Source organism: Pseudomonas sp. NCIMB 10586 (genome assembly GCF_023127895.1).
In the GTDB taxonomy this organism is placed as follows: Bacteria; Pseudomonadota; Gammaproteobacteria; order Pseudomonadales; family Pseudomonadaceae; genus Aquipseudomonas; species Aquipseudomonas synxantha_A.
In genome coordinates this window covers 337,645-358,083 of sequence record NZ_SPKQ01000042.1, presented here as the reverse complement: position 1 = coordinate 358,083, position 20,439 = coordinate 337,645, and the positions used below count along the sequence as shown (strand labels likewise).

The 20,439-nt window shown below is 59.9% G+C and carries 21 protein-coding genes; 12 read left to right on the top strand and 9 right to left on the bottom strand.

Translation table 11 applies throughout. The features are described 5' to 3' along the window. Positions 1–43: 43 nt before the first annotated feature. Together ftsB and ispD are read left to right on the top strand one after the other, a co-directional pair. A complete protein-coding gene (gene ftsB / locus E4P01_RS16985) occupies positions 44–322 on the top strand; it encodes a cell division protein FtsB (protein ID WP_003189195.1) in 279 nt (92 codons plus the stop codon). Then, the gene (ispD, locus tag E4P01_RS16980) at positions 319–1,029 is read left to right on the top strand and encodes a 2-C-methyl-D-erythritol 4-phosphate cytidylyltransferase (protein ID WP_005785745.1); all 711 of its coding nucleotides are present in this window, start codon (positions 319–321) and stop codon (positions 1,027–1,029) included. Before ftsB ends, ispD begins: the two co-directional genes overlap by 4 nt. Positions 1,030–1,032: 3 nt before the next feature. On the opposite strand, the gene E4P01_RS16975 is transcribed toward ispD, so the two are convergent. Together E4P01_RS16975 and E4P01_RS16970 are read right to left on the bottom strand one after the other, a co-directional pair. After that, a complete protein-coding gene (locus E4P01_RS16975; protein ID WP_216090836.1) occupies positions 1,033–4,053 on the bottom strand; it encodes a membrane-targeted effector domain-containing toxin in 3,021 nt (1,006 codons plus the stop codon). A 69-nt stretch (positions 4,054–4,122) separates the two neighbouring features. Beyond that, positions 4,123–5,019 carry a LysR substrate-binding domain-containing protein gene (locus E4P01_RS16970; RefSeq protein WP_005785749.1) on the bottom strand — a complete coding sequence of 299 codons (897 nt, stop codon included), beginning with the start codon at positions 5,017–5,019 and terminating at the stop codon, positions 4,123–4,125. Positions 5,020–5,128: 109 nt separating this feature from the next. Here E4P01_RS16970 and E4P01_RS16965 point away from each other — a divergent pair, with 109 nt between their 5' ends. From E4P01_RS16965 to rpoS, 8 genes are all read left to right on the top strand, one after another. Beyond that, complete coding sequence (locus tag E4P01_RS16965; protein WP_005785751.1) at positions 5,129–6,241, top strand: S-(hydroxymethyl)glutathione dehydrogenase/class III alcohol dehydrogenase; 1,113 nt, start codon at positions 5,129–5,131, stop codon at positions 6,239–6,241. Positions 6,242–6,249: 8 nt separating this feature from the next. Next, a complete protein-coding gene (fghA, locus tag E4P01_RS16960; RefSeq protein WP_032877364.1) occupies positions 6,250–7,095 on the top strand; it encodes an S-formylglutathione hydrolase in 846 nt (281 codons plus the stop codon). A 54-nt stretch (positions 7,096–7,149) separates the two neighbouring features. Further along, complete coding sequence (gene ispF / locus E4P01_RS16955; protein WP_032877363.1) at positions 7,150–7,623, top strand: 2-C-methyl-D-erythritol 2,4-cyclodiphosphate synthase; 474 nt, start codon at positions 7,150–7,152, stop codon at positions 7,621–7,623. After that, positions 7,620–8,678 (top strand): tRNA pseudouridine(13) synthase TruD, encoded by a 1,059-nt coding sequence (gene truD / locus E4P01_RS16950; protein ID WP_032877362.1) that lies wholly within the window; start codon positions 7,620–7,622, stop codon positions 8,676–8,678. The genes ispF and truD overlap by 4 nt, the downstream gene beginning before the upstream one ends. Further along, the gene (gene surE, locus E4P01_RS16945) at positions 8,666–9,415 is read left to right on the top strand and encodes a 5'/3'-nucleotidase SurE (protein ID WP_005785760.1); all 750 of its coding nucleotides are present in this window, start codon (positions 8,666–8,668) and stop codon (positions 9,413–9,415) included. The genes truD and surE overlap by 13 nt, the downstream gene beginning before the upstream one ends. A 41-nt stretch (positions 9,416–9,456) precedes the next feature. Next, entirely contained in the window at positions 9,457–10,092 is a 636-nt protein-coding gene (locus E4P01_RS16940; RefSeq protein ID WP_010176736.1) for a protein-L-isoaspartate(D-aspartate) O-methyltransferase, read from the top strand. Positions 10,093–10,301: 209 nt separating this feature from the next. Further along, the gene (locus tag E4P01_RS16935) at positions 10,302–11,138 is read left to right on the top strand and encodes a peptidoglycan DD-metalloendopeptidase family protein (protein ID WP_032877360.1); all 837 of its coding nucleotides are present in this window, start codon (positions 10,302–10,304) and stop codon (positions 11,136–11,138) included. A gap of 106 nt (positions 11,139–11,244) precedes the next feature. After that, positions 11,245–12,252 carry an RNA polymerase sigma factor RpoS gene (rpoS, locus tag E4P01_RS16930; protein ID WP_032877359.1) on the top strand — a complete coding sequence of 336 codons (1,008 nt, stop codon included), beginning with the start codon at positions 11,245–11,247 and terminating at the stop codon, positions 12,250–12,252. Between the two features lie 150 nt (positions 12,253–12,402). On the opposite strand, the gene E4P01_RS16925 is transcribed toward rpoS, so the two are convergent. Continuing rightward, on the bottom strand, positions 12,403–12,612 hold the full coding sequence (locus E4P01_RS16925) for a cold-shock protein (protein ID WP_002554837.1): 210 nt from the start codon (positions 12,610–12,612) through the stop codon (positions 12,403–12,405). A gap of 387 nt (positions 12,613–12,999) precedes the next feature. Between E4P01_RS16925 and dcd the strand changes: the two genes are divergently transcribed. Then, entirely contained in the window at positions 13,000–13,566 is a 567-nt protein-coding gene (gene dcd, locus E4P01_RS16920; protein ID WP_003189215.1) for a dCTP deaminase, read from the top strand. A gap of 108 nt (positions 13,567–13,674) precedes the next feature. Then, entirely contained in the window at positions 13,675–13,875 is a 201-nt protein-coding gene (locus E4P01_RS16915) for a hypothetical protein (protein ID WP_032877358.1), read from the top strand. A gap of 23 nt (positions 13,876–13,898) precedes the next feature. Here E4P01_RS16915 and pdeM read toward each other — a convergent pair whose 3' ends face one another. From pdeM to E4P01_RS16885, 6 genes are read right to left on the bottom strand one after another with little or no spacing between them, the layout of a single operon-like run. Then, positions 13,899–14,549: a ligase-associated DNA damage response endonuclease PdeM gene (gene pdeM / locus E4P01_RS16910; protein ID WP_078820477.1), complete on the bottom strand. Its 651-nt coding sequence runs from the start codon at positions 14,547–14,549 to the stop codon at positions 13,899–13,901. Continuing rightward, positions 14,549–17,029: a ligase-associated DNA damage response DEXH box helicase gene (locus E4P01_RS16905; protein WP_216090837.1), complete on the bottom strand. Its 2,481-nt coding sequence runs from the start codon at positions 17,027–17,029 to the stop codon at positions 14,549–14,551. The genes pdeM and E4P01_RS16905 overlap by 1 nt, the downstream gene beginning before the upstream one ends. A 57-nt stretch (positions 17,030–17,086) precedes the next feature. Beyond that, positions 17,087–17,851 carry an ATP-binding cassette domain-containing protein gene (locus tag E4P01_RS16900; RefSeq protein ID WP_005785775.1) on the bottom strand — a complete coding sequence of 255 codons (765 nt, stop codon included), beginning with the start codon at positions 17,849–17,851 and terminating at the stop codon, positions 17,087–17,089. Positions 17,852–17,864: 13 nt separating this feature from the next. Continuing rightward, positions 17,865–18,983: a succinylglutamate desuccinylase/aspartoacylase family protein gene (locus E4P01_RS16895; protein WP_216090838.1), complete on the bottom strand. Its 1,119-nt coding sequence runs from the start codon at positions 18,981–18,983 to the stop codon at positions 17,865–17,867. A gap of 9 nt (positions 18,984–18,992) precedes the next feature. Continuing rightward, positions 18,993–19,703, bottom strand: a complete 711-nt coding sequence (locus tag E4P01_RS16890; RefSeq protein ID WP_005785779.1) for an ABC transporter permease — start codon at positions 19,701–19,703, stop codon at positions 18,993–18,995. Further along, positions 19,700–20,428: an ABC transporter permease gene (locus E4P01_RS16885; protein WP_005785781.1), complete on the bottom strand. Its 729-nt coding sequence runs from the start codon at positions 20,426–20,428 to the stop codon at positions 19,700–19,702. Before E4P01_RS16885 ends, E4P01_RS16890 begins: the two co-directional genes overlap by 4 nt. Between the last annotated feature and the right edge of the window lie 11 nt (positions 20,429–20,439).

Genomic DNA, 20,439 nt, shown 5'->3' with positions numbered 1-20,439 from the left:
AGGTTTGCATGACTGTCTTTTTTCACTGGATATCCGGATTTCGATGCGCAGTCCCAATTGGTTGTTCCTCGTCTTGCTCTTGTTGCTGGCTGGCCTGCAGTACCGCCTATGGGTCGGTAATGGCAGCTTTGCGCAGGTGGAAGAGCTGACCCAGCAAATTGCCGACCAGCGTGCCGAAAACGAACGCCTGCTGGAGCGCAACCGTGTCCTGGACGCCGAAGTGCTTGAGCTGAAAAAAGGTACGGAGACCGTTGAAGAGCGGGCTCGTCATGAGTTGGGCATGGTCAAGGAGGGCGAGACCCTCTACCAGTTGGCCCAATGAATAACGATCTACCGGCCTTCTGGGCCGTGATTCCTGCCGCGGGCGTCGGTGCCCGTATGGCCGCGGACCGTCCCAAGCAATACCTGCAATTGGGCGGGCGCACTATTCTCGAACACAGCCTCGGCTGTTTTCTCGACCACCCCTCGCTCAAGGGCCTGGTGGTCAGTCTTGCTGTTGATGATCCTTATTGGCCCACCCTGGCGTGCGCCACAGACCCGCGCATCCAGCGTGCGGACGGTGGCTCGGAACGCTCGGGCTCGGTGCTTAATGCACTGCTGCACCTTAATGCCCTGGGTGCCAGTGATGATGACTGGGTGCTGGTGCATGACGCGGCGCGGCCTAACTTGAGCCGTGATGACCTCGACAAACTCTTGGCTGAACTGGCGGATGACCCGGTGGGCGGTCTGCTGGCGGTGCCGGCTCGCGACACGCTCAAGCGCGTCGACAAGCATGGCCGCGTGGTGGAAACCGTTGACCGCAGCCTGATCTGGCAGGCTTATACGCCGCAGATGTTCCGCCTGGGGGCCTTGCACCGCGCCTTGGCCGACAGCCTGGTGGCGGACGCCGTGATCACCGACGAAGCGTCGGCCATGGAATGGTCCGGCCAGGCGCCGCGGCTGGTCGAAGGGCGTGCGGACAATATCAAGGTCACCCGCCCCGAAGACCTTGAATGGCTGCGTCAGCGCCGGGCTTATCAGGCGTCCTGACCCTCAGCCGTAGACTTGCTCCAACCCGGGCAGGGTTTTCAGCTCGCTCACCAATGCCTCAATGTTGTCGAATGGCTTCTCATCAATAGGCCAGCCGACCACGTTGATGGAGTTCCGGCCTTCCTGGCTGTTGATCCTGAAACTGCGCAGGTCCCCGCGTCGGGACCGATAGTCAATGTGGGTGGCCTCGGTGAGCATGAATTGGCCTGGCCGTGTCAGCAGTGCCTGGGCCGACTTCACCACTCGACTGTGCGAAGGGCCGGGCTGTGATTCCATTGAGTGCTGCAACGCGGCAGGATCAACGCGCAAGACCAGGTTGGCTTTGACCGTGCCTTCCCCTTTGTTCAGGCCCAGGCTGGCGGTGCGCCCCGGATCGACTTCGATGCCCAACGGGTGGGTGCCCATCCTATCTTCTATCCGCAGGCCGATGCTGCCGGTGAGTTCGGCCAGCCCAGGGATGTCCTTGAACGTATTGGTATGGGTATCGCCCACCAGTGCGACCCATTTACCGGGTTGGCGCTTGGAGGTCTGGATCCACTGAATCACCTCGGTAGCGTAATAGTTCATCATCCGCTGGCGCAGGGTTCCCGCACTGTCGCGCATATCGCGAAGTATGTAGCTCACGGTGCAGTCGATCGGCTGGATCTTGATTCCGGCCTCTCGGGCTTTGGTCACGACGTTTGTGAATGAGTAATAGTGGTTTCGGGGCAATGGGTAGATCCCGTTCAGGAAGTTTGTCAGCGCCTCGGCCATAGGGGCGTTCTTCGACCGGTAAAAAGCCTTCAGCATCGGAATATGCACATCCGTCAGCAGATGTTCGAAGTAGATGCGTTTGACACCTTGGCTGGCGAGTATCTGCATGTTGTCGATCAGAAAGGCTTTGCTCGATTCGGCGCTGTGGCTTTCGCCGATCACGAGGCCGTCACTGGCACGTAGCAGTTTCTCGATAATGCTTTGCTGTGATTCGTTCAAGCTCAAGCGGGGGAGGACCGGCTGCAGGGGCGAGTAGGGCAGGTGGTGAAAGAAGATCGCCGAATCCTGGTTTAATTGGCTCCTTTTCTCAAAGAACAGTCTCCGGGCGTTGCTGATCGACTGTGCATCCATTCCGAAGGGTTCGAAATCTTCCGAAAATGAGCTGGTGTCGGTGAGCATCTGCACGACGGTCTCGCGCACGGGCGCTGGCATCTGGTAGGCGCTGAAGAAACTCAACTGCTGGGTGCTATCGAACAGTTTGTAAACCCGTTGCCAGGCATTGCGAAATGCCCCCCCTCCGGTCAATCCGGCACGTCGCCATTGCAGGTCGGAGCTCTGAATAGCGTAGAGACCCGTGGCTTGAGTCTTCTCGGGGGCTTCTGGATTATTCACGAACAGCTCAAAAGAACCCCAGTCATTCGGGCTTTTGTAGGTCAGGAAGGTCTCGCCCTGAATCTTGACGGTCTGCAGGCCGCTGGGAGATGTTGCAGCGACCAGGGGGCGAGTCTCGGTTTGGGCGGAGGCCTGAGTGATCACCTTGACGTTGATCTGGCCCTCCTCTGCCCGCGTAGCCGGGCCAAGCACGGGGCGTAACGCCTCGAGACTGCTCGCGCCTTTGCTGATGCCGTGGATAACCACCGGGAGCGCGTTCAGGGCGCCGAACACCATGCGCTCAACGGCGTGGGGTTTGTCCTTGAGCACGTCATCGGCGCCGATCGCCATGCCAGTCAAACCTGAGGTAATGAAACAAAACTCCGCCAGCAACGCGGTGCCCATGGTCAGCGCCACGGGGATCGCCAGCAGGCAGGCTTTATCCAAGGCGTCGAGGGTGTCGGCTTTGAATGTGTCCAAGGGCGAGACAACGGTTTTGGCTGCCAATTTTGCAATCCGACTGCGGATCTGTCGTGCGATAAACGCAAATGGGTTGCTTCTGAGCGCCGGATACATTGGGTTATTAATGTATTGCTCGGGGTCCCAATAACCGTTGCGCAACAAGCTATTGAAAAAACCGGCGGGGCTGGAAGATTCCGGGTACATCGCCATACCGATCAATGCTTCCTCGACACCACAGTAGATCAGGCCGGAGTCAATCGAGTCGGGTTCAAAGTGGTTGGTCAGCGCTTTGCGCTGGGTCGGGTCCTTGGCCACTTTTACCAGCGCATTGCGCATGTCCGTTGGGCTGTTGAAACCATGGATGGGGGAGGAGTTGCCGGGGACGTACAGCAGGGTGATCTGGCTCTGGGTGTCGGTAATCGTAAGAATGTCGGTGGCGTCGAACTGATGAATGCGCAGCACGCGCACGGATAAGTTTTTATCCGGTGAGTAGGGCGCCTGAAAATCTTCAAGGGTCAGGTTGCTGGCGTCCCTGTCGACGCCGATACCTGCCGCTCGTGCGGCCAGTTGCCGTTCTGCTTCGGTGAGCGTGAATTCTTCGTACTGATTGAGGTAAGCCTTGGCGAAGGCAATGCGCATCAGGGTGGTGTAATTGTCCCGATGCTCCCCCCAGAATTGGGTGATGGCCTTGTCATAGGTTTGTTCAAAGTTGCTTGAGTCAATCACCTTTCTGAGAACGGCTGGCGCGATCTCCAGTTGGGTGGTCGGGTCGTAGGCCTGAGGTTCGCTTTGCCGGTAAAGCGCCTCATACCGTCTGGGCGGGATCCAGCCGGAAGTGATGAACTCTTCGTTGAACATTTGCGGTATGCGGTTATCCATCAGGCGCGGCAGTTCATCGACGATATTGAAGTACGGCGCGATAGTGGAAAAGCCCGTGTTGTTGATCATGCCGCCAGGGGCATGGGGCGCATTGCAGATCATGGCCTCGGTCAGGCTCATGGATTGGACGATCACTGCAGTGTAGGGTGCATTGGGATTGTCGAGGTTGTATTCCAGAGTGGTCAGGAACGTAGTATCCGGGTCCAGTTGTTCCTGAGTGAATGGTTGTAGATGCTCGCAAAGCAATTGGGCTGCGATTGCGCTGGGCACCGGAAAGTCGGCCAGAACCTTTCGGACAAAATGATTGATATGCTGGAGTTGCCGAGTGTTGGACGTCATGGGCTTGCCTGGTTTTCTAATGAAAGCGGTTATTAACCGGTGTCCAGGCAATGCACGAACGGTAGCTGTTTATGTTCGATAGACCGAATTGTCACCCAAGCCTTCTTTGAGAAAGTCCACCAGCTTCCTGACCTTCGGCGACAAATGCCGCTGCTGCGGGTACAGCGCCCACACCGCCGTATTCGGTGGCTGATGCGCCTCCAGCAATGACACCAGCGCACCACTGTGCAAATGCTCCAGCACGTAATAATCCGGCAACTGACACAGCCCTACACCTTGCAGCGCCGCATCCAGCACCGCCTGCCCACTGTTACAGCGCCAGTTTCCCTGAACCCTTTGGGAAAATTCCCGCCCGTCCTGGGCCAGTTGCCAGATATCCGAGCTGCCGATCAGGCAGTTATGCCGACTCAATTCCGACAAGCTATGGGGCCGACCATACCGTTCCAGGTAGGAAGGGGAGGCGCACAGGTACATGCGTCGCGGTGCCAGGCGGCTGGCGACCATGCGCGAGTCTTGCAGGCGACCCAGGCGGATGGCCAAATCCAGGCCCTCGTGCACCAGATCCAATTGACGGTTGCTCAGTTCGATATCCACCCGCAGTTGCGGATAGAGCGCCATGAACCGGGTCACCAGTGGCACGATAAAGCGCTCGCCATAGGCGACTGCGCAGGTCATGCGCAACATGCCCTTGGGTTCGCTGGTGAGGTCGCCTACTGCCCGCAGGGCTTCTTCGCGACCATCCTGCAAACGCTGGCAATGTTGCAGAAACGTCTGACCCGCTTCGGTCAGCGTCACCTTGCGTGTACTGCGATACAACAGGCGCGTTTGCAACCGCTCCTCCAGGCGTGCCACCTGGCGGCTTATATGGGACGACGATACTCCCAGGCGCTCTGCCGCCGCCGTGAATTGGCTGCACTCGGCCACTGCGACGAATTCGTCGATGCCTTCCCAGCGGTTTTCCAGCATGGTCATTATCCCTGTACAGCAATAAAGTTTTGCTTTCGCCTGGATTATTAATCAGGCAGCCATGTTTTACACTGCTGCAATCAATTTTTAACCCCCTGGAGAAACCCGGATGATCAAGTCCCGCGCCGCCGTAGCCTTCGAAGCCAAGAAGCCCCTTGAGATCGTGGAAGTGGACGTCGCCATGCCCAAGGCTGGCGAGGTGCTGTTGCGGGTGGTTGCCTCCGGCGTGTGCCACACCGATGCCTATACGTTGTCGGGTGCGGACCCGGAAGGCATTTTTCCGTCGATCCTGGGTCACGAAGGCGGCGCAGTGGTCGAAGCCATCGGCGAGGGCGTAACTTCAGTCGCTGTCGGCGATCATGTGATCCCGCTGTACACCCCGGAATGTGGCAAGTGCAAATTCTGCCTGTCGGGCAAGACCAACCTGTGCCAGGCCATCCGTTCTACCCAAGGCAAAGGCCTGATGCCGGATGGCACTACGCGCTTTTCCTACAAGGGCCAGCCGATCTTCCACTACATGGGCACGTCGACGTTCTCCGAGTACACCGTGTTGCCGGAAATCTCCGTGGCCAAGATTCCTAAGGAAGCTCCGCTGGAAAAAGTCTGCCTGCTTGGTTGCGGCGTCACCACAGGCATCGGCGCGGTGCTCAACACCGCCAAGGTCAAACCGGGGGACACCGTGGCTATCTTCGGGCTGGGCGGTATTGGCCTGTCGGCCGTGATCGGCGCGGTCAAGGCCAAGGCCGGTCGCATCATTGCCATCGACATCAACCCGGCCAAGTTCGAAATCGCCAAGCAACTGGGGGCTACCGACTGCATTAACCCGAAAGATTACGACCGCCCAATCCAGGACGTGATTGTCGATTTGACCGACGGCGGCGTGGACTTTTCCTTCGAGTGCATCGGCAATGTGCAACTGATGCGTGCGGCGCTTGAGTGCTGCCATAAAGGCTGGGGCGAGTCGGTGATCATCGGCGTGGCCGGTGCCGGCCAGGAAATCGCTACGCGTCCGTTCCAACTGGTCACCGGGCGCGTCTGGCGCGGTTCGGCATTCGGTGGCGTGCGTGGGCGCACAGAGCTGCCAAGCTACGTGGAAATGGCCCAGACCGGTGAGATCCCGCTGGACACCTTCATCACCCACACCATGGGCCTTGAAGATATCAACAAAGCGTTTGACCTGATGCATGAAGGCAAGAGCATTCGTACCGTCATTCACTTCTGAGGTCGGCCATGAGTCTGGAAAACCTGTCATGCCAGAAGAGCTTCGGCGGCTGGCATAAACGCTACAAGCATCATTCCGATGTGCTCGGTTGCGACATGACCTTCGCCGTCTATCTGCCGCCGCAAGCAGAGCAGGGCGGTAAGTTGCCGGTACTGTACTGGCTGTCCGGCTTGACCTGCACCGATGAGAACTTCATGCAGAAGGCTGGCGCCCAGCGCATGGCCGCCGAGCTGGGTTTGATTATCGTCGCACCGGACACCAGCCCGCGCGGCCCCGGTGTGCCGGACGATCCGGACAACGCCTGGGACTTCGGCCTCGGCGCTGGTTTCTATCTGAACGCCACGCAGGAGCCCTGGGCCCAGCACTATCGGATGCATGACTACGTAGTGCAGGAGTTGCCGGCCTTGGTGGAGGCGCATTTCCCTGCGTCGGCTAAACGCGGCATCAGCGGTCACTCCATGGGCGGACATGGCGCATTGGTATGCGCGCTGCGTAACCCGGGACGCTACCAATCGGTGTCGGCGTTTTCGCCAATCAACAATCCGATGGACTGCCCCTGGGGCCAGAAAGCTTTTTCCCGTTACCTGGGCGAAGAGCGTTCCAAGTGGCGTGAATGGGATGCCTGCGTGCTGATCAGCGAAGCCTCGGAAAAACTGCCGCTACTGGTGGACCAGGGCGATCGTGACGATTTCCTTGCGGTTCAGCTCAAGCCCGAGGCCCTGCAGCAAGCGGCCAAGGCGGCCAACCATCCGTTGGAACTGCGCCTGCAACCTGGCTACGACCACAGCTACTTTTTCATCGCCAGCTTCATCGAAGACCATTTGCGCCATCATGGTCGTGCTTTGCTCGGTTAATGTGAGGCAAAAGTAGGTAGAATCACGCCCTGAATAAAATCGGGGCGTTTTTTTATGCGTATTGGCCACGGCTACGATGTGCACCGTTTCGCTGAGGGCGATTTCATCACCTTGGGCGGCGTGCGCATCGCACACCACCATGGGTTGCTGGCTCATTCCGACGGCGACGTTGTCTTGCATGCCTTGAGCGATGCCTTGCTCGGCGCGGCGGCATTGGGCGATATCGGCAAGCACTTTCCGGACACCGATCCGACCTTCAAAGGTGCGGACAGTCGTGTGTTGCTGCGCCATGTGGTCGGGTTGATCCATGCCAAGGGCTGGAAGGTCGGCAACGTCGACAACACCATCGTGGCCCAGGCGCCCAAGATGGCCCCCCATATCGAAGCGATGCGTGCGCTGATTGCCGCAGACCTGCAAATTGAACTGGATCAAGTCAACGTGAAAGCCACCACCACCGAAAAGCTCGGATTTACCGGTCGTGAAGAGGGCATCGCCGTGCACTCCGTTGCCTTGTTGCTGCGCGCATGAACGATTTGCAACTGCTGGGCCCGCGGGCCTACGGCGAGGCCTTGGGCAGCGCGGTGCTGAAGGCGACGGCAGAAGACTTCCAGGTTGATGAGGTGCTGGACATTCCGTTGACTGGTGACGGTGAGCACCTGTGGCTGTGGGTGGAAAAGCGCGGCTTGAATACTGAAGAGGCCGCACGGCGTATCGCCAAGGCCGCCGGTGTGCCGCTGCGCACCGTCAGCTATGCCGGGCTCAAGGACCGTCAGGCCCTGACCCGCCAATGGTTCAGCGTACAGTTGCCCGGCAAGGCCGACCCGGACCTGAGCGGTGCGGAAAACGACACCCTCAAGATCCTGAAAACCACCCGCCACAAGCGCAAGTTGCAACGTGGTGCGCATTCGGCCAACGGCTTTACCTTGCGTCTGACCCAACTGGCCGGCGATACCGCCGCCATCGACGCGCGTTTGCAGTTGATTGCCCGGCATGGCATTCCCAATTATTTCGGCGCCCAGCGCTTTGGCCACAACGGTGGCAACGTGGTGGATGCCCGTGAATGGGCTGCTCGCAAGGCCCTGCCGGAGCAACGCAACGTGCGTTCGCGGTTGCTGTCCACCGCTCGTAGCTACTTGTTCAACAAAGTGCTGGCAGCGCGTGTCGCCGACGGTTCCTGGCAGCGCGCCCAGGTGGGTGACCTGCTGGCCTTTACCGACAGTCGCAGCTTTTTCCCTGCCGGGGAGGCTGAATGCAGCGACCCGCGCCTGGCGATCCTGGACTTGCACCCGACTGGCCCACAATGGGGCGAAGGCGACTCGCCGGCGAAAGGTCTTACGCATGATCTGGAACAATCTGTCGCTGCCAGCGAATCCGACCTACGTGATTGGCTGGTGAATGCAGGAATGAGCCAGGAACGTCGCATTCTGCGACTGCCCATTGGCGGGTTGACGTGGCATTATCCCGGGCCTGACATTCTGCAATTGGAATTCGTCCTGCCGGCCGGATGCTTCGCCACTGTCTTGGTGCGCGAGCTTGTTGATCTGGTGCCGGTGGGGCAGACGGACAGCCCATGCGTATTCTGATATCAAACGATGACGGTGCCACCGCACCCGGTCTTGCCGCGCTCTATGCTGCGCTGCAGGATTACGCCGAGTGCGTGGTGGTTGCCCCCGACCAGGACAAGAGCGGCGCCAGCAGTTCGCTGACGCTCGACCGTCCGCTGCACCCGCAGGTTCTGGCCAATGGCTTTATCAGCGTAAACGGCACCCCCACCGACTGCGTGCACCTGGCAATCAACAGTTTGCTGGAGCATGAGCCGGACCTGGTGGTGTCGGGAATCAACCTGGGCGCCAACCTGGGTGATGACGTGCTGTATTCCGGCACCGTGGCGGCGGCCCTTGAAGGGCGCTTCCTGGGGCGCACCGCGTTCGCCTTTTCCTTTGCTTCGCGGCAACTGGATAACCTGGCGACCGCGGCGTATTTCGCGCGCAAGCTGGTGCAGGCCCATGAGTCTCTGGACCTGCCGCCGCGTACGGTACTCAACGTGAATATTCCCAATCTGCCCCTCGACCGTATCCGCGGTATCCAGCTGACGCGCCTGGGCCATCGCGCGCGAGCGGCGGCGCCCCTGAAGGTGGTCGACCCGCGTGGCAAGGAAGGCTATTGGATCGCCGCGGCCGGTGATGCCGAGGATGGCGGGGAAGGCACGGATTTTCATGCGGTGATGCAAGGCTATGTGTCAATTACCCCGTTGCAATTGGATCGCACCTTCAGTGATGCCTTCAGTGGCCTCGATGGCTGGCTGGAGGGACTGCGTTGATGGCTCGTGAACAAGACGACTTGTTGCGCCGTGGCATCGGGATGACTTCCCAGCGCACCCGGGAGCGGTTGATCCAGCGTCTGTACGAAGAAGGCTTGTCCAACGCCCAGGTGCTGGAAGTGATTCGGCGTACGCCGCGGCACCTGTTTGTCGATGAGGCCCTGGCGCACCGCGCCTATGAAGACACGGCGTTGCCTATCGGCCACAACCAGACCATCTCCCAGCCCTACATGGTTGCGCGCATGAGCGAGCTGTTGCTGGCGGCCGGGCCCCTGGACAAGGTGCTGGAGATCGGCACCGGCTCCGGTTACCAGACAGCTGTGCTGTCACAGTTGGTAGAGCGAGTGTTTTCGGTAGAGCGCATCAAGGTGCTGCAGGACCGTGCCAAGGAGCGCCTGGTAGAACTGAACCTGCGCAACGTGGTGTTTCGCTGGGGCGATGGCTGGGAAGGCTGGCCGGCGCTGGCGCCGTACAACGGCATTATTGTCACCGCCGTGGCCACCGATGTGCCTCAAGCTCTGTTGGATCAGTTGGCGCCGGGCGGGCGGCTGGTCATCCCGGTGGGCTCCGGCGAAGTGCAACAGTTGATGCTTATTATCCGCGAGGAAGAAGGTTTTTCCCGGCACGTGCTGGGCGCGGTGCGCTTCGTGCCGCTGTTGAATGGCCCCTTGGCCTGAGCATTTATTCCCTGGCAGTGAATTCTGCTGGCGAGGATGTGTCTTACGCCGGGGTCTATTGAATCAACAGGCTTGGCAGCCGCAATTGAACAAGATGAATTTTTCGTTTCAGTCGGGTGCCAGTAAAAAGCCAATGCCCAGTTATACTTGCGTCATATTTCAAGCCTGATCCAGGCGTTAACGTTCAGCCACCACAAAGGGAGCGGCGGGTGAGTCTCACAGGTCCTGCGCAGCGAATGAGTAAAACAAGCTTTCAGCGACTGGTGCTTGGCCTTGTCTTGAGTTCCTTATTGGCCGCCTGCTCGAGCACGCCATCGGGCGGTGCGCGTGTCGTTGACCGCACCAACGCAGCACCGCAGCGGCCCACGGTGACCACGGGCCAGTATGTGGTGCGCAAAGGCGACACACTGTTCTCCATTGCCTTCCGTTATGGCTGGGACTACAAGGCGCTGGCCGCTCGTAACAACATTCCCGTGCCCTACACCATTCATCCAGGGCAGACCATTCGTTTCGATGGCCGCACAGGTTCGGCGGCTACGGCAGTTGTGACAAAGTCGGGATCTTCGCCATCGTCTTCGAGCAAAACCACCGTCATCACCCGGCCTGCAGGCAGTGCTTCGCCTAGCGTTGCAAGCAAGCCCGCACCCGCGCCGTTGCCACCTGCAGGGCCGGCGCCGACCGGCTGGGGATGGCCTTCAAATGGCGTACTGATTGGAAAATTCTCTTCAAACGGTAGTTTGAATAAAGGCATTGATATCGCCGGGGATTTGGGACAGCCTGTTTTAGCTGCGTCTGATGGGACGGTGGTGTACGCCGGGAGTGGTCTACGAGGCTACGGCGAGCTGGTCATCATCAAACACAGCGATACCTACGTCAGTGCCTACGGTCATAACCGCAGGCTGTTGGTTCGGGAGGGGCAGCAGGTCAAAGTCGGACAGACAATTGCCGAAATGGGTTCAACGGGCACAGACCGGGTGAAACTGCACTTTGAGATTCGCCGCCAAGGGAAGCCTGTAGATCCGCTGCAATTCCTGCCCCGTCGTTGATGTGTTGCACAGCCTGTTCCCTCACGTAGAAGGAACAGGCTCCAGCGTTGCCAAGGATAAAGGCGTCGCTTGAGCTTGAGGTCGAACTCACCAAAGGACTATAACAATGGCTCTCAGTAAAGAAGCGCCGGAGTTTGACATCGACGATGAGGTTCTCCTTATGGAGGCCGGCATCGATACGGATCCGATGTCAGATAATGAAGGAGCGGCACCACCTTCAGTTCGTACCAAATCCAGGAACGCCTCCGCGTTAAAGCAACACAAGTACATTGACTACACTCGGGCGCTCGATGCGACTCAGTTGTACCTCAATGAAATCGGCTTTTCCCCTCTGCTCACTCCCGAAGAAGAAGTCCATTTTGCGCGCTTGTCGCAGAAGGGCGATCCGGCTGGGCGCAAACGCATGATTGAAAGCAATCTGCGCCTGGTGGTGAAAATCGCCCGACGCTACGTCAATCGTGGGCTGTCGCTGCTGGACTTGATCGAAGAGGGCAACCTGGGCTTGATTCGGGCGGTGGAGAAGTTCGACCCCGAGCGGGGCTTCCGCTTCTCGACGTATGCCACCTGGTGGATTCGCCAGACCATCGAACGGGCGATCATGAATCAGACCCGCACGATCCGGCTGCCGATCCATGTGGTCAAGGAGCTCAACGTCTACCTGCGGGCGGCGCGTGAGCTGACGCAAAAACTCGATCATGAACCTTCGCCTGAAGAGATCGCCAACCTGCTGGAAAAACCGGTAGGGGAGGTCAAGCGCATGCTGGGCCTTAACGAGCGTGTATCGTCGGTCGATGTCTCGCTGGGGCCGGATTCGGATAAAACCCTGCTGGACACCCTGACGGATGATCGCCCGACCGATCCCTGCGAGCTGTTGCAGGACGATGATCTTTCCCAAAGTATTGACCAGTGGCTGTCAGAGCTTACGGACAAGCAGCGTGAGGTGGTGATTCGCCGCTTCGGCCTGCGTGGTCACGAGAGCAGCACCCTGGAAGATGTAGGCCTGGAGATTGGCCTGACCCGTGAGCGGGTGCGGCAGATCCAGGTGGAGGGCCTCAAGCGCTTGCGTGAGATCCTTGAGAAGAATGGCTTGTCGAGTGAGTCGTTGTTCCAGTAAGCGACGCCGCTTGAAAGCTTGGATGTGGGAGGGGGTACGCCCCCCCTCCCACATTTTTTATGCCCGGCTTTTGTTCAGGCCTCTCTCAAAATCCAGGCATAAAAAAACCCCGCTTTTAAGGGCGGGGTTTTTCGACTGAGTCAGTACAAGTTAGATAACTTGAACTTCTTCAGCTTGCATGCCTTTCTGACCGCGGGTAGCGATGAAAGAAACCTGTTGGCCTTCTTTCAGGCTTTTGAAGCCGTCGGATTGGATAGCTTTGAAGTGAACGAACAGGTCGTCACCGGATTGTGGAGTGATGAAGCCGAAGCCTTTTTCATCGTTGAACCACTTAACGGTACCAGTTTGGCGATTAGACATGGTGTAACTCCTTGGACAAAGTTAACTGCGACTCAGGAAAAGCCCTGGCCGAGACTGAGTGCAAAGAGCAGGAAAAATTCTTGGAGATGGTTGGATCGAAATTCAACATATCGTGTAGAGATTCTCAGTGACACAAGCAGCACAGTGGCGCCACCTTAACCCTTTTTCCGGAACGTGCCAATGGTATTTCCGAAGGTTTCTCTATTTTCGTGACTGGCGGTGGTATTTACAGCCATCCCTGACGGCAATCCCGGCCCCGGCCGCGTTGGCTGAGGCTTATAGCGGGCAGGGCTTTGATCAAGAAAACCCTTGCGGCCTTTGAACCCCAAGGCTGGCCCCGGTAAGATGGCCCACAGATTTTTCCACCTCGCTATTCAGGACACCGCCATGAGCATCAAATCGGACAAGTGGATTCGCCGCATGGCGCAGGAACACGGCATGATCGAGCCGTTCGTCGAGCGCCAGATTCGTGGCGAAGGTGATGAGCGGGTGATTTCGTACGGGGTCTCCAGCTATGGCTATGACGTGCGTTGCGCCGATGAATTCAAGGTGTTCACCAACATCAATTCGGCGATTGTCGATCCGAAGAACTTCGATGAAAAAAGCTTCGTCGACGTCAAGAGCGACGTGTGCATCATCCCGCCCAACTCCTTCGCCCTGGCGCGTACCGTGGAATTCTTCCGCATTCCCCGCGACGTATTGACCATCTGCCTGGGTAAAAGCACTTACGCTCGTTGCGGCATTATCGTCAACGTCACCCCGCTTGAGCCGGAGTGGGAAGGTCATGTGACCCTGGAGTTCTCCAACACCACCACCTTGCCGGCAAAGATCTATGCCAATGAGGGCGTGGCACAGATGCTGTTCCTGCAGTCCGACGAGGCTTGTGAAGTGTCCTACAAAGACCGCGCCGGCAAGTACCAGGGCCAACGTGGCGTCACTCTCCCACGCGCTTGATCGAAAGCTCCTACGGTTAAAGGGAATTAGTCTGCACAAAGTGACTCTATTCAGGTGTACTGCCTCGGCGCGTGCAAAACGCGTCGGGCCACGCTTGAGGAGTACCTTATGAAGATCGACCCGCGAATCAGCGCAGAACTCGCCCGGCTTGAACCCAACCAGATTGGTGTTCTGGCCTGGTCCCTGATGGCTAACCCCGCTCACGCGGGCGGCATTCCCCCCGGCCAACCAGAGCCCGATTACCCACAGCCCACCGAACCAGGTGAGCCTACCCTGCCTGACGAGCCACCACCGGCCCCCGTCGCCTGATATTCGGACGGCCGGTCAGCACTTCACTGAATCGGCCAAACGGTTTGATCGCCGATCACAAAGATTCGGCGGTCATCACCCTGCTCCACGGCATAACCTCCCGTAAATGCGCCAAACGCCGGCAGCAGGCTGACCCGCTCACCGATCTGGAAGCACGGCAGGCGCAAGCGCTGACGGCCTTTGCCGCGCAAGCGATACACCGGATGCACGTGCCCCGCCAATACGTGGTGGCTGGGGTGAACGTCGGGTTCGTGTTGCAAGGCGAAAGGGCCCATCAATAGCGGCTCCGGGACCACCTCAATTCTCAAGTCGTCCGGGGGATCGCCGGCGCGTTTATCGTGATTGCCGCGAATCAAGGTCAAGGCCAGTTCGCCATTGCGTGCACGCCAGGCCCGGATCGCGCTGAGGGTGCCGCTGGCGTGAGAACCTGGGCCATGCAGGAAGTCACCGAGAAAGATCAACTGCGCGCACGGCAGTGCCGACAACAGCCTGTCCAGGCGTTCCAGATTCGTCGTGGTGGTGCCCTGGGGCACAGGTTGTCCCAGGCTGCGATAGGCCGATGCTTTGCCAAAGTGCGCATCGGCAATAAGCAGGCACTGACGAGCGGGCCAGTACACGGCCTTGTCCGCCAATAACCACAGTTCTTCGCCTGCAAGCGTCAGTGCACAATGCATCAAGCTTTTCCTTTGTCGGCGACTTTTTCCAGGTCCTTGACCATCCGTGCGATGCGCTCCGACAACTTCTCCGAACTCATGCTTTCGCGCATCCGTTCCACCAACAGCGGGAAGGCCAGGGGCGTGGGCCGCTGAATCGTATGCACGTCCAGTTTCAGTGCCGATAGATGACTTAATGTCTCTTCCAGCCGACGAATATCCAACTCATCGCGCAAGACTTCTTCCCCTGCCTGGGCCAGCAGCAGGTTCTGCGGGTCATATTGCTTGAACACTTCAAAGAATAATCCGCTGGAAGCCTGCACCTGCCGCGTGCTTTTCGGCGCACCGGGATACCCGGCGAACACCAGCCCGGCGATCCGCGCGATTTCGCGAAAGCGGCGCAGGGCCAGTTCTCCTGCGTTAAGGCTGGCGGCCACATCCTCCAGCAAGCGCTGTGGGCTCAGCAACGCCGTATTCAACAACAACGACCAGTTCACTGGCGTGGCGCTCAACAGTTCCAGGCCATAATCATTCACGGCTATGGAGAAGGTCACCGGCTGCTGCTGACTGACCCGCCACGCCAATAAGCTCGCCAAGCCCAGGTGTACCTGACGGCCGGCGAAGGGGTACAGAAACAGGTGCCAGCCTTCTCGCGATTGCAGGGTTTCGGCGAGCAGGTTGTCGCGCGTCGGCAGGCCAGACCAGCGCAGTTGGGTGTGCAACAACGGTTGTACCGCCTGCATCTCCGGGCCGTCGAAGTGCCCATGCGCCGCCGCATCAAAACGTTCGACCACCGCCTGGGCCAGTTCATTGGAAAGCGGCATACGCCCGCCATTCCAGCGTGGCACCGCGGCTTTTTTCGCTCTGCTGCGGCGCACGTAGGCGGTCATGTTTTCCACGCGTACCAATTCCAGCAAACGCCCGGCGAACAGAAACCCATCCCCCGGCTTGAGCCGCGCAATAAAGCCCTCTTCGACACTGCCCAGGTTCTTGCCGCCGCCACCCTTGCTCCAGAATTTCAACTGGATACTGGCATCGCTGACGATGGTACCGACGCTCATGCGGTGACGGCGTGCCAGGCGGGCATCCGGGACACGCCAGATGCCATGCTCATCGGGCTCAACACGGCGGTAATCCGGATAGGCGGTAAGTGACAGGCCACCATGGCGTACAAACCCCAGGGCCCAGGCCCAATCCGCTTCGGTGAGATCGCGATAGGCCCAGGCGCCGCGCACTTCCGCCAGCAGCGCATCCGGGGTAAACCCACCCCCCAGGGCCATGCTGACCAAGTGTTGCACGAGCACATCCAGCGGCTTGTGTGGCGATTCCCGCGCTTCGATGTGCCGCTGCGCAATTGCATCCTGGGCGGCAGCCGCCTCCACCAGCTCCAGGCTATGGGTCGGCACCAGCGTCACCCGTGACGGCCGACCCGGTGCATGGCCGGAGCGCCCGGCGCGTTGCATCAGCCGCGCCACACCTTTCGCGGAGCCGATCTGCAACACTCGCTCCACCGGCAGGAAGTCCACACCCAAGTCGAGGCTGGAGGTGCACACCACCGCCTTGAGCTGCCCATCTTTCAATGCTCGCTCCACCCAATCCCGGGTCTCCCGCGATAACGAGCCGTGGTGCAGGGCAATCAATCCGGCCCAGTCCGGGCGGGCATCGAGAATCGCCTGATACCAGATCTCCGATTGCGCCCGGGTGTTGGTAAAGACCAGGCAACTGCTGCTGGCCTCTACCTCTGCGACCACTTGCGGCAACATCTTCAAGCCGATATGCCCGGCCCAGGGAAAGCGCTCGGTGACGGGCGGCAGCAAGGTGTCGACCTGCAGTGCCTTGGCCGTCTGCCCCTGTACATTGATCCCACCGCCCTGTGGGACCAGAACCTCCAAAGCGTGGGCCTGATTACCCAGCGTCGCGGAAATGCCCCACACCATCAACTCAGGGTGCCAGCGCCGCAAGCGCGCCAGCGCCAGTTGCAACTGCACGCCGCGCTTATTGCCGATCAGCTCGTGCCATTCATCCACGATCACCATGCGCAGGTGCGCCAGGCTCGTCTCACTGTCGGCCCGTGCGAGCATCAGCGTCAGGCTTTCCGGGGTGGTGACCAGAGCGGTGGGTTGGCGGCGGGTCTGGCGTGCGCGCTCGCTGCTGCTGGTGTCGCCGGTACGCAGGCCCACGCTCCAGGGAATTTGCAGGGCGTCCAAGGGTGCCTGCAGGGCACGTGCGGAATCGGCAGCCAAGGCACGCATCGGCGTGATCCACAGCACCGTCAATGGTTCAGCGGGTGGCTTGCGCTTGCCGGTAGCGGGCGGGCGGGTGATGGCGAAACGGTTGAGGGCGGCGAACCACAAGGCATAGGTTTTACCTGCACCGGTACTGGCATGCAGCAGCCCTGACTGGCCAGCCTTGACCGCTGCCCATACATGTTTCTGAAAGGCGAACGGTTTCCAACCTTTGGCGGCAAACCATTGTTTGGCGAAATCGGGGTTTTTTGCCATGCGGCAGCGGACGCTCTGGAGGCTCTATTGCAGAGACCCTCCAGGCGTCACAAAGGTTTACTTCAAATTGCCACTTAGAAACTGCTGCAGGCGCTCGCTTTTCGGATTGCCCAGCACATCCTCGGGGGTGCCTTGCTCTTCCACCAGGCCCTTGTGCAGGAACAGCACCTGGCTTGAGACCTTGCGCGCAAAGCTCATCTCGTGAGTCACCATGATCATGGTGCGGCCTTCCTCGGCCAGGCCCTGGATCACCTTCAACACTTCACCCACCAGTTCCGGGTCGAGGGCCGAGGTGGGTTCATCGAACAGCATCACCTCAGGCTCCATCGCCAGGGCGCGGGCGATGGCTACCCGCTGTTGCTGGCCGCCAGACAGGAACGCCGGGTACTGATCGGCTACACGTGCCGGCAGCCCGACCTTGTCCAGATAGCGGCGGGCGCGGTCTTCGGCGTCTTTCTTGCTGCACCCCAGCACGCGGCGCGGGGCCATGGTGATGTTTTCCAGCACGCTCATATGGCTCCACAGGTTGAAGTGCTGGAACACCATCGCCAGCCGTGTGCGCAAGCGTTGCAGCTCGGCGTCGTCGGCCACGCGCATACCGTGGCGGTCGCTGACCATGCGGATCGCCTGGCCGTCCAGGGTCATGGCGCCATCGTTGGGGGTTTCCAGGAAGTTGATACAGCGCAGGAACGTGCTCTTGCCGGAGCCGCTGGCGCCGATCAGGCTGATCACGTCACCGGTCCTGGCCTTGAGCGAAACACCTTTGAGCACTTCATTGTCGCCATAGCTTTTATGCAGGCCTTCAACGGTCAGTTTGTACATGGGGCGTGCATCCTCAAGGCGAAAGTAGATAGCCGCTGCGGTAGGCCTGCGTGCCGGCGATATGGCCGATGACCATCCCGGCAGTGGCCATGCGTCGCAGCGAACGGGCGTACAGCAGGCCGGCGTGCTCGCAGCGCACCGGCGTTACGCGGTCGGTAATGGGATCGATGATTTCGGCGAGCAGTTGCCCGGCCTCCAGGTATTGACCCGGCAAGGCACTGAACACCAGCAAGCCGCCGACTGGGCTGGTGACGGGCTCCACACCGGCCAATGGCGTGGCCGGGTAAGCCAGGGCGGGCAGGGGCGTCACATCGCCGGTAATGGCGCCGAAGTGGATCAGGTAATTGATGATGGCCTGGCAGTCCAGCGCGGCAAGGCCATGGTTTACATCGCCCTGGCCGCGCAGTTCGACGGTCACCGAAAAACTGCCCATGGGAATCGGGAAGCGCTCGCCGAAACGTTGCTGCAACTGCCACCACACCAGGGTGAAACACTCATCAAAGGACTGCCCGCCGGAGTCGGTGGCCAGCAGGTTGGCCTCGGAGCCGAGGTACCGCGCCAATGGCTCTACCTGTGGCCAGGCTTCAGGTGTGGTGTACAGGTGCGCCACGGCTTCGAAGTCGCAATGCAGGTCGAGCACCATGTCGGCATCACAGGCCAGGCGTTGCAGTACCAGGCGTTGGGATTGCAGTTGGGTCTGGGCGGTGTGCGCGGCGAGGGCGCTGGACAATGCGCTGCGGATCAAGCGGGCATTGTGCTGGGGATCATCGCCCAGCAGCTCTTCGACCTGGTTGCCGACCTCTTCGCCAAGGTCGACGAACAGGCGATTGAAGTTCTGCCCGCTTTCCAGTTCATAGCGGCCCAAGGGGATGTCCATCAACACTTGTTCGAGGCCCACCGGGTTGGCGACCGGCACCAGCACGATTTCGCTACGCAAGCGCCCGGCCGCGGCCAACTCCGCCAGGCGTACTTTCAAATGCCAGGCCACCAACATGCCCGGCAATTCATCGGCGTGCAGCGACGACTGGATGTAGACCTTGCCTGCGGCCTGCTGCGGGCCGAAGTGAAAACTGTGGATCTGCCGCGCCGTGCCGGGCACCGGCGCGATCAGGTCATGTCGCTGATGGCGCATGAAGGCTCCTTAGTGGCTCGGCCCGAGAAAGGCCAGCCAGCGGCGCTCCGCCAGGCGGAACAGGCCGACCAGGGCAAAGGTCACCGCCAGGTAGATCAACGCGGCGATGCCAAATGATTGAAAGGTCATGAAGGTGGCGGAGTTGGCGTCCCGTGCCACTTTCAGGATGTCCGGGATCGTTGCGGTAAACGCCACCGTGGTCGAGTGCAGCATCAGGATCACTTCGTTGCTGTAGTAGGGCAACGCACGGCGCAGCGCTGACGGCATGATCACGTAGGCGTACAACTTCCAGCCGCTGAGGCCGTAAGCCTTGGCCGCCTCGACTTCGCCATGCGCCATGCTGCGGATCGCCCCGGCGAAAATCTCCGTGGTGTAGGCGCAAGTGTTGAGCGCGAAGGCCAGGATGGTGCAGTTCATCGCGTCGCGAAAAAACGCATCCAGCAGCGGTTGTTCGCGTACGGCGGCAATGCTGTAGATACCGGTGTAGCAGATCAGCAACTGGATATAGAGCGGCGTACCGCGAAACAGGTAGGTGTAGAACTGCACCGGCCAACGTACCAGGCGCTTGCGCGAGACGCGGGCGATGGACAGCGGGATCGACACCAGAAAGCCGATGACCAGTGCAGCCGTCAGCAACCACATCGTCATGGCAAGGCCGGTGACGTGCTGGCCGTCGCTATAAAGGAAGGGGCGCCAGTATTCCTGCAATAGCTCGATCATCGCACTGCCTCCCGGGCGCCGGCGGAGTAGCGACGTTCCAGACGGCGCAAGACAAAGTTGGAGGCGCTGGTGATCAACAGGTAGATCAGCGCGGCGAGTACCAGGAAGTAGAACAGTTGATAGGTACTTTTGCCCGCATCCTGGGCGGCTTTCACCAGGTCTGCCAGGCCGATGATGGATACCAGCGCGGTGGCCTTGAGCATCACCATCCAGTTATTGCCTATGCCCGGCAGGGCGAAGCGCATCATCTGCGGGAAGGTCACGTAGCGAAACCGCTGCCCGCGCTTGAGCCCGTAAGCAGTGGCGGCTTCCAGTTGGCCGCGGGGCACGGCGAGGATAGCGCCGCGAAACGTTTCGGTGAAATAGGCGCCGTAGATAAAGCCCAGGGTGATCACCCCGGCGCTGAACGGGTCGATCTCGATATATTCCCATTCCATGAAGTCGGTAAAGCTGCTGAGCCAGGTTTGCAGGCTGTAGAAAATCAGCAGCATCAGCACCAAGTCGGGCACCCCGCGAATCAGCGTGGTGTAGAGCTGGGCGGGAATGCGCAGGAACGGCAGGCTGGACAGTTTGGCGCTGGCGCCGAGCAGGCCCAGCAGTACGCTGACGGCCAGGGACAGCACCGACAACTTGATGGTCATCCAGGTGCCTTGCAGCAACAGCGGGCCGAAACCCTTCAAGCTGAGCGCGCTCAACCCGAGGGTTTGCAACAGTTCTTCGAACATAAATCAGGACC

Excerpts from the sequence above, each read along its gene's own strand:
- ftsB (WP_003189195.1), top strand. The coding sequence starts at position 44 with ATGCGCAGTCCCAATTGGTTGTTCCTCGTCTTGCTCTTGTTGCTGGCT.
- ispD (WP_005785745.1), top strand. The coding sequence starts at position 319 with ATGAATAACGATCTACCGGCCTTCTGGGCCGTGATTCCTGCCGCGGGC.
- E4P01_RS16975 (WP_216090836.1), bottom strand. The coding sequence starts at position 4,053 with ATGACGTCCAACACTCGGCAACTCCAGCATATCAATCATTTTGTCCGA.
- E4P01_RS16970 (WP_005785749.1), bottom strand. The coding sequence starts at position 5,019 with ATGCTGGAAAACCGCTGGGAAGGCATCGACGAATTCGTCGCAGTGGCC.
- E4P01_RS16965 (WP_005785751.1), top strand. The coding sequence starts at position 5,129 with ATGATCAAGTCCCGCGCCGCCGTAGCCTTCGAAGCCAAGAAGCCCCTT.
- fghA (WP_032877364.1), top strand. The coding sequence starts at position 6,250 with ATGAGTCTGGAAAACCTGTCATGCCAGAAGAGCTTCGGCGGCTGGCAT.
- ispF (WP_032877363.1), top strand. The coding sequence starts at position 7,150 with ATGCGTATTGGCCACGGCTACGATGTGCACCGTTTCGCTGAGGGCGAT.
- truD (WP_032877362.1), top strand. The coding sequence starts at position 7,620 with ATGAACGATTTGCAACTGCTGGGCCCGCGGGCCTACGGCGAGGCCTTG.
- surE (WP_005785760.1), top strand. The coding sequence starts at position 8,666 with ATGCGTATTCTGATATCAAACGATGACGGTGCCACCGCACCCGGTCTT.
- E4P01_RS16940 (WP_010176736.1), top strand. The coding sequence starts at position 9,457 with ATGACTTCCCAGCGCACCCGGGAGCGGTTGATCCAGCGTCTGTACGAA.
- rpoS (WP_032877359.1), top strand. The coding sequence starts at position 11,245 with ATGGCTCTCAGTAAAGAAGCGCCGGAGTTTGACATCGACGATGAGGTT.
- E4P01_RS16925 (WP_002554837.1), bottom strand. The coding sequence starts at position 12,612 with ATGTCTAATCGCCAAACTGGTACCGTTAAGTGGTTCAACGATGAAAAA.
- dcd (WP_003189215.1), top strand. The coding sequence starts at position 13,000 with ATGAGCATCAAATCGGACAAGTGGATTCGCCGCATGGCGCAGGAACAC.
- E4P01_RS16915 (WP_032877358.1), top strand. The coding sequence starts at position 13,675 with ATGAAGATCGACCCGCGAATCAGCGCAGAACTCGCCCGGCTTGAACCC.
- pdeM (WP_078820477.1), bottom strand. The coding sequence starts at position 14,549 with ATGCATTGTGCACTGACGCTTGCAGGCGAAGAACTGTGGTTATTGGCG.
- E4P01_RS16905 (WP_216090837.1), bottom strand. The coding sequence starts at position 17,029 with ATGGCAAAAAACCCCGATTTCGCCAAACAATGGTTTGCCGCCAAAGGT.
- E4P01_RS16900 (WP_005785775.1), bottom strand. The coding sequence starts at position 17,851 with ATGTACAAACTGACCGTTGAAGGCCTGCATAAAAGCTATGGCGACAAT.
- E4P01_RS16895 (WP_216090838.1), bottom strand. The coding sequence starts at position 18,983 with ATGCGCCATCAGCGACATGACCTGATCGCGCCGGTGCCCGGCACGGCG.
- E4P01_RS16890 (WP_005785779.1), bottom strand. The coding sequence starts at position 19,703 with ATGATCGAGCTATTGCAGGAATACTGGCGCCCCTTCCTTTATAGCGAC.
- E4P01_RS16885 (WP_005785781.1), bottom strand. The coding sequence starts at position 20,428 with ATGTTCGAAGAACTGTTGCAAACCCTCGGGTTGAGCGCGCTCAGCTTG.